The sequence below is a fragment of the Pseudoalteromonas sp. MelDa3 genome (assembly GCF_002863625.1).
Classification (GTDB): domain Bacteria; phylum Pseudomonadota; class Gammaproteobacteria; order Enterobacterales; family Alteromonadaceae; genus Pseudoalteromonas; species Pseudoalteromonas arctica.
The window spans coordinates 13695-32272 of sequence record NZ_PJBR01000010.1 but is presented as its reverse complement, the minus strand read 5'-3'; the positions used below and the strand labels follow the sequence as shown (position 1 = coordinate 32272).

General features: G+C 41.9%; 12 protein-coding genes. 9 read left to right on the top strand and 3 right to left on the bottom strand.

The window, feature by feature from the left end:
- The first annotated feature begins 7 nt into the window (after positions 1-7).
- Positions 8-1255 (top strand): hypothetical protein, encoded by a 1248-nt coding sequence (locus CXF89_RS03845; RefSeq protein WP_121953839.1) that lies wholly within the window; start codon positions 8-10, stop codon positions 1253-1255.
- Between the two features lie 3 nt (positions 1256-1258).
- Complete coding sequence (locus CXF89_RS03840) at positions 1259-9565, top strand: LPD5 domain-containing protein (protein ID WP_121953838.1); 8307 nt, start codon at positions 1259-1261, stop codon at positions 9563-9565.
- 23 nt (positions 9566-9588) lie between these two features.
- Here CXF89_RS03840 and CXF89_RS03835 read toward each other — a convergent pair whose 3' ends face one another.
- On the bottom strand, positions 9589-10401 hold the full coding sequence (locus tag CXF89_RS03835) for a hypothetical protein (protein ID WP_121953837.1): 813 nt from the start codon (positions 10399-10401) through the stop codon (positions 9589-9591).
- A 75-nt stretch (positions 10402-10476) separates the two neighbouring features.
- The gene (locus tag CXF89_RS03830) at positions 10477-11310 is read right to left on the bottom strand and encodes an Arc family DNA-binding protein (RefSeq protein ID WP_180961378.1); all 834 of its coding nucleotides are present in this window, start codon (positions 11308-11310) and stop codon (positions 10477-10479) included.
- A gap of 41 nt (positions 11311-11351) precedes the next feature.
- Between CXF89_RS03830 and CXF89_RS03825 the strand changes: the two genes are divergently transcribed.
- The 5 genes from CXF89_RS03825 (at position 11352) to adk (ending at position 15606) form a co-directional block, all read left to right on the top strand.
- Positions 11352-11504, top strand: coding sequence for an Arc family DNA-binding protein (locus tag CXF89_RS03825; RefSeq protein WP_121953835.1), 153 nt, complete (start codon positions 11352-11354; stop codon positions 11502-11504).
- A gap of 74 nt (positions 11505-11578) precedes the next feature.
- The gene (locus CXF89_RS03820; RefSeq protein ID WP_121953834.1) at positions 11579-11848 is read left to right on the top strand and encodes a hypothetical protein; all 270 of its coding nucleotides are present in this window, start codon (positions 11579-11581) and stop codon (positions 11846-11848) included.
- Positions 11845-12603 (top strand): phage antirepressor KilAC domain-containing protein, encoded by a 759-nt coding sequence (locus CXF89_RS03815; RefSeq protein WP_121953833.1) that lies wholly within the window; start codon positions 11845-11847, stop codon positions 12601-12603. The genes CXF89_RS03820 and CXF89_RS03815 overlap by 4 nt, the downstream gene beginning before the upstream one ends.
- 253 nt (positions 12604-12856) lie before the next feature.
- Positions 12857-14773, top strand: a complete 1917-nt coding sequence (gene htpG / locus CXF89_RS03810; protein WP_121953832.1) for a molecular chaperone HtpG — start codon at positions 12857-12859, stop codon at positions 14771-14773.
- 188 nt (positions 14774-14961) lie between these two features.
- Positions 14962-15606, top strand: coding sequence for an adenylate kinase (gene adk, locus CXF89_RS03805; RefSeq protein ID WP_007584076.1), 645 nt, complete (start codon positions 14962-14964; stop codon positions 15604-15606).
- A gap of 88 nt (positions 15607-15694) precedes the next feature.
- Here adk and tpx read toward each other — a convergent pair whose 3' ends face one another.
- The gene (tpx, locus tag CXF89_RS03800; protein ID WP_101216785.1) at positions 15695-16276 is read right to left on the bottom strand and encodes a thiol peroxidase; all 582 of its coding nucleotides are present in this window, start codon (positions 16274-16276) and stop codon (positions 15695-15697) included.
- A 233-nt stretch (positions 16277-16509) separates the two neighbouring features.
- Here tpx and CXF89_RS03795 point away from each other — a divergent pair, with 233 nt between their 5' ends.
- Positions 16510-17514, top strand: coding sequence for a response regulator (locus CXF89_RS03795; protein WP_007584074.1), 1005 nt, complete (start codon positions 16510-16512; stop codon positions 17512-17514).
- Between the two features lie 3 nt (positions 17515-17517).
- Positions 17518-18489 (top strand): sensor domain-containing diguanylate cyclase, encoded by a 972-nt coding sequence (locus CXF89_RS03790; RefSeq protein WP_024590826.1) that lies wholly within the window; start codon positions 17518-17520, stop codon positions 18487-18489.
- Positions 18490-18578 lie beyond the last annotated feature (89 nt).

Sequence of the window (18578 nt, the reverse complement as noted above, 5' to 3'; positions counted from 1 at the left end):
GTAATGTATGGCAGGCGCATTTGTAGACGGGGCGTTAAAGGGCTTTGAAATGATGGAACGCCATCAAGCACGCAAGGACAATAAAGCCCGGTTAGCTGATATGGATAAGCGAAACGATCAGCGTTATCAAGACGGGTTAGACAGACAAGCTCAAATAGATAAGCAAGACGCAATGCAGCGCGAACGGGATAACGAGTTTCAGCAGCAAGAGTACGATAGTACTCAGCTGTATAGAGCTAACACGTTAAAAAGCGTGGATCGTAACTTTGAAGAAAATCAAAAAAACACCCAATGGGAGCGAAACCACCAAGAAAAACAGGATACCCATAAAAAAGACATGTCTATCTTGCCCGCCGCTTTTGACCTATTAGAGCAAGATAGTCCGCTACCCGAAGAGTACGAGGCAGTATTTAAGCGTAATCCACACCTGGATCCACGCCGATTATTTGAAAAGCAGGCAGGAGAAAGCGTTGATACAGTGCAGCGAGTCATGGGCGAAGTTGCAAAAACGGGCGAAGTTGCACGGTTTAACTCACCTGAATTCACTGGTGCCATTAATAATATTTACAGTCATCGATTTAAAAAGGCTGTAGGCCAGTATGATCCTGTGCAGAATTCTGAAATTGTGGACTCTGAATTTTACTCGTTCATACCAGTACCACGCGATAAAAAGTTGAGTGACGTACGGTCAGACGGAAAAGTGGACGGCGAAAAGTTTGCTATGTCTATGCTCGTTACTTACAAGAACGGCAATCAAGAGGTTAAGCCGGTGACACGAGGAGGCACCACAGAGCCTGACGATCCAGTATCTACTTTTAACACTAAGGGCTTTCTAGGAGAATTAAGACCTGTATTTGTTGCAAGGGAAATAGCAAAAAGCCCCGAAATGTATCGCCGCCACGCGAAGAGCATAGAAGGAACCTTGCAAACAGGTTCACAGCAAAAAGAAGCCCCTCAAGAGTCCGAGTACCGAAAGGCAAGGGTAAAAATAATCGAGGACGAATCGAGCGCCCTTGCTGAAATAGAGTACACCTACGGGAAGCCTAAAAAAGGTTCGGATGACGAGGCGTTAAAAAAGAAAGCGATAGCGGCAGTTAGGAGCCAGTTTGAGCAGCGTAAGAATAAGCTGGGTGAGATTTATGGCAAACAAGCCGTAGAAGTCCCCCCAGAGGGAGGGAGTGGAAACAAAGGATATGCTGACTTTAGTGATGATGAATTAATGAGTTTTATCTACGGCAGCTCTGGAGAGAAATAGCACATGAACAATGAAAGATTACTTGCACTGCAAGAGGCTGACAAGCGCGGCTTATTAAAAGGACCTCAAAAAGAGGCTTATGATGAAGCTGTTAAGCGCGGACTTATTGGTGCTAGCGAAATAAAGGCAGAAGCTGTGTCGGAGCCAGAATCAGGCATGTCCGCAGCGCTAGGGGCAGGTGTTGATAAGTTACAAGAGATAGGTTATCGCGCGGCTGAGGGGTTAACAGATGTTATTGGTGAGAAGCCAGAGCCTACAAAGCGAGAGCTTAACGTACTAAAGCCTGGACCTTTTGATAGCTGGCTTGCTGATAAGCTTAGACCTGGCGCAGAAGTTGACCAGTGGGCTGAAAAAGGCATTGAACGAAATGTTGAAGAACAAAAGGCATACGAACCAACAGTTAAATCATACAAAGACATTGGTGGATTAAAAGATTTTGGTAATTACGCAGGTGAGTTGGTTGCGGGCTCATTACCTTATATGGCCGCAGCGGCAAACCCAATTGGCGCAGCTACGCTTGCCGGAGGCTTATCCCAAGAAGCTTACGAGAAACAGCCAGAAGATGAAAAGAATGTAGCGAGAGCTGTCGCGTCAGGTTCAGGTCAAATGCTGCTTGAGCGCTTAGGTATCAAAGTTAGCATGGGCCAGCTTGGTAAAGACCTTTTAAAAGATGGCGTAGTCGAAACAGCTAAACGTATGGGCAAGGGTGAGCTTGTTGACGCTGTACGCGATCCAAGCTTTGTAAAGCGATTATTTAAAGGTGCCGTAGGCGAGGGATTAACCGAAACAGGGCAAGAAGCCTTAGCGCAATGGGGTGCAGGTAAAAATATTGATGAATTTGAAGGGCTAGACGAAGCATTCGTAGGCGGTCTTACGGTTGGTGGTGTGATGCGCACGGGCTCAGAAACGGCGCAAAAAGTAATGGGTTATCAGCAAAAATCAGCAGAAGCAGTTAAAAACGGTGCCGATCAGCTTGTTGAAGCAGGCGCAACGCCAGAAGAAGCCATTGAAACAGTTAAAAAGCAGCAATACGACTCAGCCATTAAGCAAGGTTTTACAGAGGTTGAAGCGTCAGCAATTGTTGCGCGCACAATGAAAGAAAAATTTGGTATTGATGACCCCGTATTTGCAGCCGCAGCAGAGCCGGAAATAGCGCCAGAAACGGATGCAGAAGCAGAAGCAGAACCAGCGCAAACCATACCAGAAGATACCGAAACGCCTGTATTTAAAAATGATGATATTGATTACGATGCGCCAACAGCCGCAAGACAAGCAGGCTTTGACCAGACAGCAAAAGCAGCCGGCCAGTATGGTGATATGCTTACAAGCCCAGCGCAACAGTCGCTAAGAGACTTAGAAGCAGGCAACAACGCACCTACTGTGGACGAGCGAGTAAAAGCGGCAGCGTTTGACAAGTCACCAACGCCAGAAGATCGCTTTAGTCCTATTAAATACCAACACGAAGGCGAGTTATTAGGCCCAGACGCTCAAAACGCGCAAGGTATAGACAATGCACCAATAGACGGCCAAGTAGTGCCAGAGCAAGGCAAGCTACCAACGACAGAGCAAACTAGAAACCGTGAAATGCGCGAGCAAGCACAAGCTGATCTTGAGTCACAGCCTAAAGGTATTGACCAAAAGGATATTATTTTTGGTGAAGATGGCCGACCACAGCAGCGCGCAGCAGAGCAGGTTAAGCAAGCCGGTAAAGACTCGCAAAACTTATTACCACAAAAAGATATTATCTTTGCTGGTAACGAAAGCGGCGTTAACGTGGCTAAAAATGGTGAAGCATTTAAAACCAAACGCGCTGCGCTATTAAGCAAAGAAGCGCGAGCAGCACGCAGAGCCGGCCACAAAACAAAAGCGGTTAGTTTTGATAATGGCTTTGGCTGGACGATTAAAGGTGATGATGGCACCAAGCAAGATTTAGAACAGCCGGCAGCGGATAAAAACCCTGATACGGTTGCGCAAAATGAGCAAGACGCTCAAACGCAACTAGACCAACAAGAAGGCGAAGCTTTATCTTTAAAGGTTGACGCGTCACAAATAAAGGACGAAGAAGATAAGAGCATAGCAGGTGAAATGCTTGATGATGAGTGGCAATCTTTTACCAAGGAGAGCGGCACCAAAAATATACCGCGTTCAGAAATGCCACAAATCAAAGCTGAAAATCGCGGCGCTATGGTTAATTTTATGAAAGCGCGTGATATTGGCAATGAAAAAGATGAGGTGCAAGCAAGCTCATTAAAACCAACGCAGCAAGAATTTTCACCAGCCAAAGTTAAAAAGGCAATGGAATTTGAGGGCGGCAACCGCTCTATATTGGTATCGAATGATGGATATGTACTAGACGGCCATCACCAGTGGCTAGCCGCCCGCGAAAAAGATGAAACCGTAAAAGTAACCCGCTTAAATGCGCCAATTGAGCAGTTAGTGCCATTGGCCAAGGAAATGCCCAGCACTGAAACGCAAGGCAATGCTGGTAAACTAAATGCCACTGGTAATGAAGAACTTGCCACCACTGGTAAACTAAATAGTGGTAATGGTAAACAAACTGAAAAAAAGGCCGTTGAAACTGCCGAAACTGGTAAATTAATTGAACAAGAGCCGGCAACTACTGACCAGCAAGCTGAGCTACCGCCAATACTAAAAACCACTAAGCGCAAGTGGCTGCAAAGTGAAGCTAAGAAGCAGGGGCTAAAAAAGGGAGCACCAGGCTTTGATGTTGCCATAGCTAAAATAGAAGAAGGTTATGAACCAGCCATTGATAAAGCACTTGCAGAATCTTCCTTTGAAACGTATCAAGAGTTTAACAGCGATACACCGCAAAGCATTAATCGCCAAGCTTACAGCGAACTACGTAAAGAGTTTGGCTATGATAAAGCGCCACCGCCAGACACGATTAAGCCAAATAAAAATGCAGAGCCGCCTAAGAGCGGTTTTTCTTTGCCTGAAAATCGGAAGGCTTATGGCTGGGACCGTGTTGAGCTATCGAAAAACTATACAGCTAATGAGCTAGATGCTTGGATTAAAGAGCTGAGCAACGATCCCGAAAATCAGGTAAAAGACGGAATTTATACGCTAGACACCAAGACTCGTAAAAAAATAGATGCGCTATCTTGGGCTGTTTATTACATTCAAAAAGAGCAAAAGCAAAGCTCCCCACCTAAAAATAAGAGCGACACGATCCCAGCGGAAAATAGTCAAGCAACAGTCAAGCAACCATCAAACAAGAAAGAACAAGCTAGCCCACAAGAAAGCATTGATGACTTTGGCGAAAAGCTAGGCGGCGCACGTAAAGATGCATGGGGTGGTTTTAGTGAGGCAATACAAGATCAGAAAAGCACGACTGAGTTACCATTAAGCAAAGCATGGCCTGAGCCTAACTACAAAGAGCTTGTAGAAAAAGGAGCTAATGCGGAGTCAGCAGCGCTAATTGCTGCGATGAGAAGTGAAATACCATCAAAGCCACGAGTTGCTCGTAAGGTTGCAAGATGGGCTGAAAAAGTTAATACGTTAAAGTCATTTGCCGCAGACTTAATGAGTGGTGATCGTAACGTAGCAAGCGTTATGCAAAGAATGCGTAATCATAGCTCAAAGCTAGCCGCTGTTGTTGACGCTATACCTTCTATTGCAAAGGCTGATATTGACACCTTAAAAAACGTTGCAGATTACCGAATTTCTTCTGGTAGTTTTTCTATATTTGGCGGTAAAACATACTCGCCTAGCAAGGTGTTTTATTTTATAGAGCGTAATGGGCGCCCTGTTTATGATGGCGCTAGCGAAACGTTAAGTAACGTACAGGCACTGCTAACTAAAGTAATCAAAGCCGAACAGACTGACAACGCTAATGCGACAAGTGGCAAGAAAAGCAAAATAAGTGTTTACCGTGATCGATACACTAAAGATATTTATTTAGGGTGGAAAGGTGCAGGCGGTGTTTTAAAAATAAAGTCATTTGATGATTTAGGTGCAGCCAGAGATCACCTTAAAAATAATCGCGAAGAAGTCGAGCAAACGCTACAGAAAATAAAAGAAACACCTAGTATGCGTAAGCCGGTTAATGCTGAACGCATAGGACCAGAACGCTATGCTGAAAATGTAACGCCTGATACGTTTGGTGAAACGTTTGGCTTTAGAGGTGTAGAGTTTGGTAATTGGGTAGAACAAGCTAAGCGCCAAAAGAATCTAAACCAAGCTTACGATGGACTAATGGATTTAGCTGAAGCATTAGACTTACCACCAAAAGCATTAAGTTTAAACGGTAAGCTAGGGCTCGCATTTGGTGCGCGAGGTAAAGGCGGCAAAAATCCTGCAGCTGCACATTACGAACCAAACAGCGTCGTTATTAATCTTACTAAAAAAGCCGGCGCAGGTTCTCTAGCGCACGAATGGTGGCACGCACTGGATAACTACTTTGGCAAGCAAAGGCCTAACACAGAGTTTATAACTGAGTCGCCATACACACTATCCACAGATGAAATTCGCTCTGAAATGGCAAACGCTTTTAAACATGTAAGAAATGCCATCGTGCAAAGCGGATTGCCTGAGCGCTCAAAGCAATTAGATACCAGGCGCTCTAAAGCTTATTGGGCAACGACTATCGAAATGACAGCGCGATCATTTGAAACTTACATTATAGATAAATTAAAGCAGCAAGGCATAACTAACGATTACCTTGCAAATGTAGTGCTTGATGAAGCGTGGACTGCTGCGGAATCGCTAGGTTTAGAATCAAATAGTACCTATCCATACCCAAACAAAGCTGAGCAAGAAAAAATAAATCCTGCTTACCAAACCTTGTTCGACACAATTGAAAGTGAAAACACCAGTGAGGGGATACGATTATTTTCAAAATCAAAGCCCAGTAAAAAAGCTAATGGCGTAAACGCCAAGCAAGCGCAAGCGATAGCAGATGATTTCATAACGTCACTGAAAGGCGCTAACGGCATAACTGTTAATATCCTAGAAGATACCGCCACCGCTGAAAAGCTATGGCGCATGAGCTTGGACGGCGCAACAGTCAAAGGCGCTTATAGCGAAATGTCCAATACTGTTTATATCATTGCTGAAAACATGGATAGCATAGATGATCTTAAACAGACTTTAGCACATGAAACTATTGCTCATGGCGGCCTTGATACCGTTATTGGCAAAGAAGCTAAGCAAGAGTTTATTGATCGCATTAAAAAGACCAAGGGCCGTAAAGCGTTTGAGAAATACTGGAAAGATGCGAACAAAGATTATTGGGATGCAAGCGAGGACGTTAAAGCAGAAGAAATTTTTGCACGCTTTGTAGAAAACGAACCAAGCAAAGGCGAGGTTAAGTATTGGTGGAATGCGCTAAAGCGTTTTATACGTGCACAGCTTGATAAGCTTGGTGTAGCTTACCGTGAGGATGATGAATTAACAGCGATGCGGGACATGCTACAAAGTATTGTAAAAGGCTTTAAAGCGCAGCGAGAGCCAGTAGCCACCAGTAAAAACGAAATGGCTTATAGTCAATCCGATAAAAAATTCAGCCGCACAGCCAATAACGACACTAGCCCAGCACCAAACAAAATAGCGGAATCAGTAAAAAAAGCGTTTAACGGCGACCGCTTTGAAAAATCAAGCGTGCCAGAGTGGGAGGCGCTAAACGCACAACTACGCGAAACCGACAAAACTGCAGGCGATAAAATAAAACGCCAGCTTTCACGCTGGTTTATGCCAGGTGGCAATTTACCTGAAACTATCCAGCAAGCTAAGAGAGGCCGTGATCGCGACGTAGCTGTACATGAATTTGATGTATCTATGCTGGTAGGGAAGCTAAATTCAGCAATGAAAAGCGCTAAAATAAACCCTGACAGATTAACCGATGAGCAATGGTCTAAATACCACGAGTTTTTAACGGGTGAAAATGATGGCAAGGCGCTTAATCAAAATGAGCGAGACACGCTCATACTGATGCGCGAGCATATAGATGGGCTAACAAAGGACTACGTAGCAAGCGTCAATAACAAGCTTCATCAGCGATTTGCAGAGGATGGCGATATTGACCCTAAAGAGTCGGCTCGCCTTGAAAAAATGCTAGGTAACATGGGCAAATATTTAAACCGCAGCTATAAAGCATTTGACGATCCTAAATGGTTTGAAAAAATACCGACTAAGGTAATTGATGATGCCCGTGCATACTTAATGCAGCAATATGAAAAAGACGGCGCAACAGCAAAAGAAGCACAGCAAAAAGCCCAAGTAACTATGAACGAAATGGTTAAAACAGGCACCGCTTACGACAGCTTGGGATCTTTTATTGCTGAAAGTAAGCTAGGCTCTAAAGACTTATCTACACTAATACCACGCAAAGACATATCACCTGAGATCAGAGCTTTGCTAGGTGAATACGCAGACCCACGCATTAACTACGCTAAGTCTGTATCAAAAATGTCAGCTATGATCGCTAATGATAAACTCCTAAGCACAATACGCGATATGGGCATTAACAATTTCATTTTTGAAAAAGACAGCCGACCACCTAATGCCACAGTGCAGCTCGCCGGTGAAGCATCAGAAGTATACGCACCACTAAATGGCATGTGGACAACGCCAGAAATAAAAGAAGCGTTTGAAGATGCGATGGGCGGTGAGCGTGGTGAGGGGTGGCTAGACAAGGCCATACAAATAAACGGCTTTATTAAATTCGGCAAAACTGTGCTGTCACCCACAACAGCCATGCGTAATGTTATGTCGGCGTACTTTTTCACCGTTGCCAATGGACACTTTAATCAAAAATACATGAAGCAGGCCGTTGCAGCATTTAACGCACAAGTTAAAGAAAAAGTAACCGATGGCGAATCTGATTACATAAAACGCTTAATTAAATTAGGCGTGCTTTATGACTCAGCTAATGCAGGCGATATAGTCAAGGTGATGACTGATGGCAAAATAAGCCAAATGCTTGAAGGTAAAAGCAACACAGGCTTTGATGGGTTAAATAAACTAGCCGACAAAACAACGGAGAACTTGCGCTGGTTAACTGCTAAAGCAACAGGCTTTTATCGCTTTGGCGATGACTTTTGGAAGATAGTAGGCTTTGAAAATGAAAAAGCCGCACTCGTCCGTACAGGCATGAAAGAGAGTGAGGCAGAAGCGCTAGCCGCTGAGAGGATACAAAACACCTACCCAACATATAGCCGAGTAGGAAAAGCGGGGGCGTGGTTATCACGGTTCCCACTGGCTGGCACGTTTGTATCGTTTCCTGCTGAAGTTATTAGAACGACAGGCAACATGATGAAGCTTGCAGCCAGTGAAATAAAATCAGACAACCCAAAAATACGCGAAATGGGCGCAAAACGAATTGTAGGCATGAGCTTAGCAAGTGGCGGTATGTTTGCACTATCAGCATTGAGCGCAGCCATGTTTGGCGTGACCGATGATGAGGAAGAGGCGCTAAGAGATTTAGCTCCGCCATGGCAAAAAAACTCAACCTTTATTTATGCTGGCCGAGATAGCGACAATAATTTACGTTACTTTGATATGTCGTTCTTAGACCCATACGCCTACTGGAAACGACCAATAGAGGCCATGATGCGCGACCAACCTGTTAACGAGGCTATTGCCTCATCGCTCAGCGATATGGTATCGCCATTTTTAGGCACTGATATTAGTACAGGCAAAATACTTGAGGTGATCAGCAACAAAAAGCAAAGCGGCGGACAGGTATATAAAGAAAACGATACGGCTATACGCAAAAGCGCTGATATTGCTGGGCATTTAGCATTAGGTTTAGCGCCTGGAGCAGTAAATAATGCGTGGCGTATTGGCATGGCTGCAACAGATGTTAAGCGCTCAACGGGTAAGCCTTATAGTCTGTCGGATGAAATGCTGGCGCTTGCAGGATTTCGAAGCTCAACCTTTGATCCAAAGGTCGGCTTATACTACCGCACGTTTGACTTTAACAGTGCCATAGCCGAAGCCAGAAAAGAGCTAAGCGGCGTACTAAGGGACCCTAACAAAGTATCTGACGAAGAAATAATCGCAGCCAAAGCACGAGCTAAAACAAAGCAAGAGCAAGCGTTTAAGCAAATGTCACGCTTAATCAAAGCAGCTCAAACAGGGGGAGCAAGTCGCAGGCAAGTGATGCAAATACTATTGCTAGCGGGGATTAGTAAGCGCAATGTTGGCTTTTTACTGCGTGAGCAAGTGCCGCCAGTAAATCTATCGGACCGCTCATTTGAAAGCGCAGTGAAGCGAGCGCAGTTAATAATGGATAATGAATCAGCAAGGGAGGTAAGAAGCCGATTTAACCGCATAATCAAAAATGATTAGCGGTTAGATTGGGGTCGGGGCTATTAAAGCCCCATATCTATTCCACCCATATTTGTGCCAATGTACTCAAAATCTATAGTGCAATTGTCATTTGTTGCATCTACTAGTTGCCCACTAATGAACACCGTTGTTTCGCTTGGCTGTAATATTTTACTTATAGTCCAAGTGCCATTGGTGAAATCAGATGACTGATATGTTCCCGAGCCTTGCAACTGACCCATGGAGTCATTTAGATCACCGGTCATTTTTATCACTGGGTTAGGGAAAAATGAGAACTCAAGCTCTGCGGCAAGCCCCGCAACGTTAATAGAAAGATCTGTATTTGCAGGATTGAAAGGCAAGTCTAAGCAGCCATCTTTGTTAAATTCACCTTCAAAACCGCCTGTTAAAAACGAGTAGTCAGATGCAAACAAAGGAGTAACAGTTAAAGAGGCTTTATTTAAAGCTAGCTGAGCTTCTAGTTCAGTTGAATTCTCAGTCACCTCAACCGTTTGAGTGTCGCTGGCAAGAACGGTATCTCCAGAGTAAACAGTGATTGTTACTGTATATTCACCTATAACAAGATCGTTGAAACTAACATTAGACTCGCTAGCTAAAATAGCCTTTTCAAGGTCAACCCCGTTACCTGTAATTTTAACTTTAATTTCTGTGCCTGGAGGTGCTTCTTCCGCAATGGCGCTAGGGATGATAATACTTAGCAGTGAGGTAACAGGCTGCTGCTGAGAGCTATCGCCGCCAGCACTTGCATTGCCATTAGAGTCAGACCCGCCGCCACCGCAGCCAATCAAGGTTAATGCCACAAATGAGCTGATAAGTGTTTTTTTATATAGGTGCATTATGCGTCCTTTTTATATTGATAAACGTCCTGTAAAACTTAACAACCTAATAAGCCTTACAAATTCATGGGTAAACTAATTCAACTTTTTCCATTCGTCAACAAACCAATCAGGCTTAACCTGCTCTGGCTCACGGAAAAACAGGCTTAAAAATTCGTAAACATTCCTCCTGATAGGTCGAGAGTCATTATTTTCTAGAATGTTAACCGCCTTTTCCGGAATCAAATCTTTCGTTTGCTCAACCCTACTTAAAATACATTCGGTAACGTCAAGTAGCCCAACTCTATCTAGCTCTTCAAACAATTCTAAAACCTCAGCCTCACGCGGCAATCTTTCCACCGTCATGGGTGTAGCATCTGCGATAAAAATATGGCTCTCGTTATAAATAACGAACGTCATTGCACTATAGTTTGAATGCCCATCACGAACAGCAACTAGAATACGACTGATGTCGGGTATAGCTTTAAAGAAAGCAATGAATCTATCTTTATCACCGTATGTTGTAAACGTTCTTTGAAGTCTTACAACCTCAGACTCGCAAATGGCCGGTAAAACATGGCGAACTAATGAGTCGTACTTATCAGCCATAAACTGCATTTGCTCAGTCATTGTTCGATGCGCATCTATAAGCCTCTGCTGTTTTAGTAGAGAATCCTGTAGCTGTTTTGCCAAACCATTACTACCACTATCAACATCTACGCTTTCGTCACCAAAAGACTTTTCTAATCTTGAAACTATTTCGGAGTTTACTGATCGGCCACTTACATTAGCTGCATCATGTAGTGCCTCTTTTAATTCTTCGGAAACTCTGACATTTATTTGAGGTGGTCTTTTTGGCATAAGGTGGCAATATTTATTGATGGTATTGACATGGTAGTGAAATGCTACTACATTATCAATGGTAGCCAACTGGTTGCATTTTACTATCATTAATAACAGGATTAATAGCAATGAGAAAGCACAAAATATTTGGATTAAGAATACCATCAGAAATGCGAGAGTTTATAAGAGAGCAAGCCGAAGAAAATGGCCGCTCACAGAACAAGCAAATTGAAATGTGGATAAAGGAAAAGATGAATGAGCAAGTTAAATCAGCGCAATAAAATGAAAGCCCCAACTGCGGGAACAGTTGAGGCCAATGAAAACAGCCAACAAAGCATTTGTAAGGAGAGTCTTCATGACTAATATAGCAAAAAACCAAGATAACGCACAACGAGTAAATGAAAGTGAATTACTCGCAAAAGCAAACATCATGACTAACGCCAGTTATGATGACTTTGATCGCCTGTTGACGCAAACCAGAACGCTCGTAGACTTTATGATAGGCAACGACAACATGGAAGGGTTCTCCATGGAGCAAATTTCTAATTTATTGTGGCTCGTATCTGATCGCCTTGGCGATATGCAAGTTAAATTCGAATCAATGCCAATGAGGACTATCCAATGAGTAATGTTATTCAATTACCTGTGATCGCAGGTGTGCAAATCGTAACCGACAGCGAAGGTCGTTTTAATTTGAATGCACTTCATAAAGCAAGTGAGTTAGGTAGCCATAAAGCTCCAAACAAATGGCTAAGGTTAGAGTCGACAAAAGAGCTAATAAAACAAATTGAGCAGACGCCAAATCTGGCGTCTGCCTTAAAAGTAAACAATGGTGGCGCTAGCCAAGGAACGTTTGCCCATGAATTATTGGCAGTTTCTTACGCTAGCTGGATCAGTCCTGCATTTCATTTGCAGGTAAACCAAGTATTCATCGATTACCGCCAAGGTAAATTGAAGCCTGTTGCAATAGATCCTATGGACGTATTAAACGATCCTGCATCAATGCGAAGTCTATTGTTGAATTATAGCGAAAAGGTGGTTGGGCTAGAGGATCAAATAAAGCTTATTCAGCCAAAAGCCGAAGCGCTAGATCGTATTGCCACAGGCGCTGAAGGTAGTATGTGCATTACAGATGCTGCAAAGCATTTGCAGGTTAGGCCAAAAGATTTGTTTAACTATCTTCAATCGCACGATTGGATATACCGCCGACAAGGTTCATCTTGGCTTGGATACCAAGAAAAAATAAAGCAAAACCTAGTAGAGCATAAAATCACGACCATTTCTTTACCGGATGGAAGTGAAAGAATAACTACGCAAGTAAGGCTAACAGCCAAAGGGCTAGCTAAATTATCTGAGCAATACGAAGGTATTGCATCCTAGAAACAAAAAGCCCTCAATTAAGAGGGCTTTTAACAGAGTATCGAGTCGTCAACCAGCAATATAAAAACTACCTGTATTAATATCGCGTAATTAAGTTATAGTAGGCGAATCGTTAAGTCTACGAGAAATTTATAACTTGGCCTTGAATTGTCCACCAAGTAGCACAATATTCTACTCATGTTAGTTGGTCCGCATTCGATGTAAAATTTGAATGAGTACCAAAGTGTGTACCAAAAGCTTAAAAGGCAACGTTATGACAGAAGAAAAAAACATTACAAAACATGAGTTTGGCACCGACGCAGGCAAGATACTAAACTTAATGATTCATTCTCTTTATTCTAATAAAGAAATATTTTTACGCGAACTTGTGTCAAACGCATCAGATGCAGCAGACAAGTTACGCTTTTTAGCGCTATCTCAAGGCGACCTTTACCAAGGTGATGCCGATTTACGTGTTCGTATTAGCGCAGATAAAGAAGCAAATACAATTACCATTTCTGATAATGGTATTGGTATGACACGTGATGAAGTAATTAGCTCATTGGGTACTATTGCAAAGTCGGGTACTGCTGAGTTTTTCAAAAACTTAACGGGGGATCAAAGTAAAGATTCACAGTTAATTGGTCAATTTGGTGTTGGTTTTTACTCAGCATTTATTGTTGCCGATTTAGTAACTGTTCGTACACGTAAAGCGGGTGAAACAACTGCTTACGAGTGGGAATCTCAAGGTGAAGGCGAATACACGCTTCAAGAAATTGAAAAAGAAGGCCGTGGTACCGACATTATTTTACATCTTCGTGATGAAGAAAAAGAATTTGCTGACGATTACCGCCTGCGCGGCATTGTTACTAAATACTCAGACCATATTTCAACACCGGTACAAATGTTTAAAGCAGAAGTACCAGAGTCTGAAGGCGAAGACGGCGAAAAAATTCCAGCAGTACCAGGTGAGTGGGAAAGTATTAACCGCGCAACTGCATTGTGGACGCGTGATAAGTCAGAGCTTTCTGATGAAGAATACAAAGAGTTTTACAAGCACGTAAGCCACGACTGGGAAGATCCACTTAGCTGGGCACATAATAAGGTTGAAGGTAAAACTGAATACACGAGCCTTTTATACATCCCTAAAAAAGCACCTTTTGATTTATGGAACCGTGAACGTCAAAGTGGCTTAAAACTTTACGTACAACGTGTATTTGTAATGGATGATGCTGAGCAGTTCATGCCAAGCTACCTTCGTTTTGTGAAAGGTTTACTAGATTCAAACGATTTACCTCTAAACGTATCTCGTGAAATTCTACAAGACAACAAAGTAACGCAAGCTATTCGTAAAGGGTGTACATCGCGCATTATTAAAATGCTTGAGCGTATGGCTAAAAATAAAGCTGACGATTACCAAGTATTTTGGAATGAGTTTGGCCAAGTAATGAAAGAAGGCCCAGCTGAAGATGCGGCAAATAAAGAAGCCGTATGTAAGCTACTACGTTTTTCGTCTACTCATACGGATTCAGAAACGCAAGATGTGTCGCTTGAGCAATATGTTGAGCGCATGAACGAAGACCAAGACAAAATTTACTATGTAGTAGCTGATACATTTACTTCTGCGAAAAATTCTCCTCATTTAGAGATTTTCCGCAAAAAAGGTATTGAAGTATTGTTACTAAGTGACCGTGTTGACGAGTGGATGATGAGCCACTTAACTGAATTTGCTGATAAGCAACTACAGTCAATCACACGTGGTGATTTAGATTTAGGTAAGCTGGACGACGAAGAGACTAAAAAAGCACAAGAAGAGTCTGAAAAAGAGATGGCTGGCCTTGTTGAGCGTATTAAAACAGCACTAGGTGATGACGTTAAAGAAGTACGCTTTACGCACCGCTTAACAGATTCTCCAGCATGTGTTGTAAGCGACGACAACGACATGAGCTCACAAATGCAAAAGCTAATGGAATCTGTTGGTCAAGCAGCCCCTGAAGCAAAACCTGTGTTTGAGCTAAACCCAGAGCATCAACTTGTTAAGCATTTGAATGACGAACAAGATGAAGATAAATTTTCACAGTGGTCACATGTTTTATTAGACCAAGCATTACTTGCAGAGCGCGGTACACTTAAAGATCCAACTGGGTTTGTTACTCGCCTAAACAAACTAATGCTTGAACTAAGCAAGTAGTCAGTTAACTATTTAGTTAATAAAAGTATAAATTATATACTTTAAATAAAAGGGAACGTATGTTCCCTTTTTTAATGCGCTGTAAATACATCAACAACTCATCAATTAGTATAAGTTGCTTGAGTATCGGCGGCGCTTGTGGAAGAATTCAGGCTTTAAAATAAATATCCATACTAGGGGACAATAATATGCGCATTATTCTTTTGGGCGCGCCGGGTGCAGGTAAAGGTACTCAAGCTCAGTTTTTAATGGACAAATACGGTATTCCACAAATTTCTACTGGCGACATGTTACGTGCAGCAATTAAAGAGGGCACGCCATTAGGCTTAGAAGCAAAAAAAGTAATGGATGCTGGTCAACTAATTTCTGACGATATTATTATTGGTTTAGTAAAAGAGCGTATTACTAAAGCTGATTGTGAGAAAGGTTTTTTACTTGATGGCTTCCCACGCACAATTCCTCAAGCTGATGCGATGAAAGAAAATGGCGTAGTGGTTGATCACGTTATTGAATTTGACGTGGCTGACGAAGTGATTGTTGAACGTATGGGCGGACGTCGCGTTCATCCTGGTTCTGGTCGTGTTTACCATATTGTATATAATCCACCAAAAGTGGAAGGTAAAGACAACGAAACTGGAGATGACTTAATTGTTCGCGCTGACGATACTGAAGAAACAGTACGTAAACGTTTAGGTATTTACCACGAGCAAACTATGCCATTAGTTGATTACTACCAAGCAGAAGCTGCTGCTGGTAATACTCAATACCACAAACTAGATGGTACACAAGCTGTTGAAGCTGTTAGTTCACAACTTGGTGAGCTTTTAGGTTAATTATAAAAGCACATTAAAAAACCGCCAATTGGCGGTTTTTTGTTTTAAGGCTGTTTAGCATTGCTTAATCAATGCTATTTAATCGGCTTTACAGCGTTTCAAGTTTCTCAATTACGCTGTTGTATTCTGGTTCAGTTGAAAGGCTACTAACTAATTGTTTATAAATGACGTTATGGCTTTCATCTAAAATAAATACAGTTCGCGTTAATAAGCCCATATCTTTAATAATCAATCCGTATTTTTGGCCAAAATCGCGCCAAACAGAATCTGATAACGTAGTGATTTTATCGATATTTTCAGCTTTGCAAAAACGCTTTTGAGCAAATGGTAAATCAGCACTAATTGTTAGCATTACAACACTTGGAAATTGCGAGGCTACTTTTTCATTGAAATGCTTAGTTTGCAGGCTACAAATACCTGTATCAAGACTTGGCACTACACTTATCAATACAGCTTGGCCTTTGTAATCCTCAAGCGTTACAGGGATGAAGTTGTCATCAACTACTTTGAAATTTGGCGCGCTATCTCCAACAGAGATCCCTTTGCCTAATAAAGTGACTGGTTTGCCTTGTGCAGATACTTTTCCTATGTCTAGCGTGTTTTCTGGGTAATCGGCTGCAATAGCCACAGAGCAAAATGCGCTCAAAGCAAAGGTAAGTGAACGTAACATAAGGTATTTCCTTTTAAATTAACGCAATGGGCGTCAGTGTATTATACTGCGCTATAGTAACCAAGAGATTATACCGCTCTGATGAAGTTGGGATTAGTTCTGCAATATAAAAATTGTAACTGTGCTAAACTTTGATTAACATGAAGTTACAAAATATATCTTCAATAATAAAAATAAAAACCATCATAAAATGATTTTAATGCTCATTACTGGTTTAGAAACAGAGAGATAATATGTCAACATCGGTACTAATATGTGATGACTCAAAATTAGCTAGGCGTCAGCTAGCTCGTTCATTACCTGAAGATTGGGATATTAAAGTTGAATTTGCACTCGACGGCGTTGATTGCATAAAGCAAATAAAGTTAATTGAACCAGAAATACTTTTTCTCGATTTAAACATGCCTGAAATGGATGGCTATGAAGTTTTAATCGCTATGAAAGAACAGGGGCTAAACATACTCACTGTTGTTGTCTCTGGTGATATACAGCCAAGTGCACATCAAAGAGTGCTTGAACTTGGTGCTATCGATTTTATTCAAAAACCATGTTCCCCCGAAAAACTAGCCAGCATAATTGAACACCATGGGATTAAAGATAAAGCCATGCGTGAACGTCTCTCTCATTCGCTAGGAGAGCAAGTCGACCCTGATGTTCGGGATATATACCAAGAGCTAACTAACGTTGCTATGGGACAGGCTGGGGATTTACTTGCACGCCTTCTTAATGTGTTCGTAGAGCTACCAATTCCTAATGTGAATATTTTGGAAGTTAATGAACTCGATATGGCGCTGCAGTCTATAGATAATAATGCAGCTACATCGGGTGTGTGCCAGGGCTTTATTGGCGGTGGCATTTCGGGCGAGGCGCTATTACTTTTAAATGATTCAAGCTTTAAAGAAATAGCTTCTTTGATGAATTATGACGGCGAGTTAAACGATAAAATTGAACTTGAGCTGCTTATGGATATTAGTAATATTTTGATAGGCGCTATTTTAACGGGTCTTTCAAAACAGCTCGATATGTCATTTAGCCAAGGGCACCCCATAGTACTTGGCCAACACAGAGATGTGTCTGAGCTGGTTAAATCAAACAAGTCACGTTGGCAACGTACCCTTGCTATAGAGATTAGTTACGGTATTGAAAACCATGATATAAATTGCGACCTCATGCTGTTATTTACTGAAGATTCACTTAAAACTTTGAAGTATAAAGTTGCTTACCTATTAGAAGATTAAGTTATGGCTGCAGATTTAGAAATGAATGAGATCCATTGGCTTATGGATATGTTTAATACCGTTGATGTAGGCCTTGTAGTACTTGATAGAGATTATAAGGTGTGTGTATGGAATGGTTTTATGGAAAACCATTCAGGGCTTCTACCAAGCGCAGTAAAAGATAAAGACCTATTTGATTTATTTCCAGCAATAGACGAAAAATGGTTTAGAAGTAAATCAGAATCGGTTTTTGTTTTAAAAAACCGCTCTTTTACGATTTGGGAGCAGCAGCCATACATTTTTAGGTTTAAAAATTATCGACCTATTACTGGTAAAGCTGATTACATGTATCAAAATGCGACATTTATCCCTCTTACAAATACGATGGGCGAAGTTAGCCATATTTGTATTATTTTGTATGATGTAACAGATGTCGCGGTAAATAAAAAAGAGCTTGAAGAGTTAAACAAAAAATTAGAACAAGTAAGTCAAACAGATAGCTTAACGCAGCTTGCAAACCGTGGACACTGGGAAGGTACGCTACGCCAAGAGTTTTTAAGAGTTAAGCGAAGTGGTGGCTGTAGTACATTATTAATGTTTGATATTGATCACTTTAAAAAAATAAATGATGAATATGGCCATAGCTGTGGTGATGAATCGCTTCGTCATTTATCTAACTTACTACGTACGACGCTGCGCGAAACTGATGTTGCAGGGCGTTATGGCGGTGAAGAGTTTGCAGTGACATTACTTGATACAGATAAAGAAGGCGCTTTTGTGTTTGCTGAGCGTTTAAGGGTATTGATTGAAACTAACCCTGTGAAGTATAAACACTTTGAAATAACAATGACGGTAAGTATAGGGCTGGCTGGTAGGAGTAATGATTTTAAAAATCATGAGCGCTGGATAGAGGCTGCAGATAAAGCACTGTACCAATCTAAAAATACAGGGCGAAATAAAGTAATAGCCTACGAAGATATAAAAAATGACGCTTGAGCGTCATTTTTTATATCCAGAATTTAGGGTTAAATAATAGTGTGTTTTTTTACGATCTGCTGAGCAAACCCAATCAGTATGAAAATTTT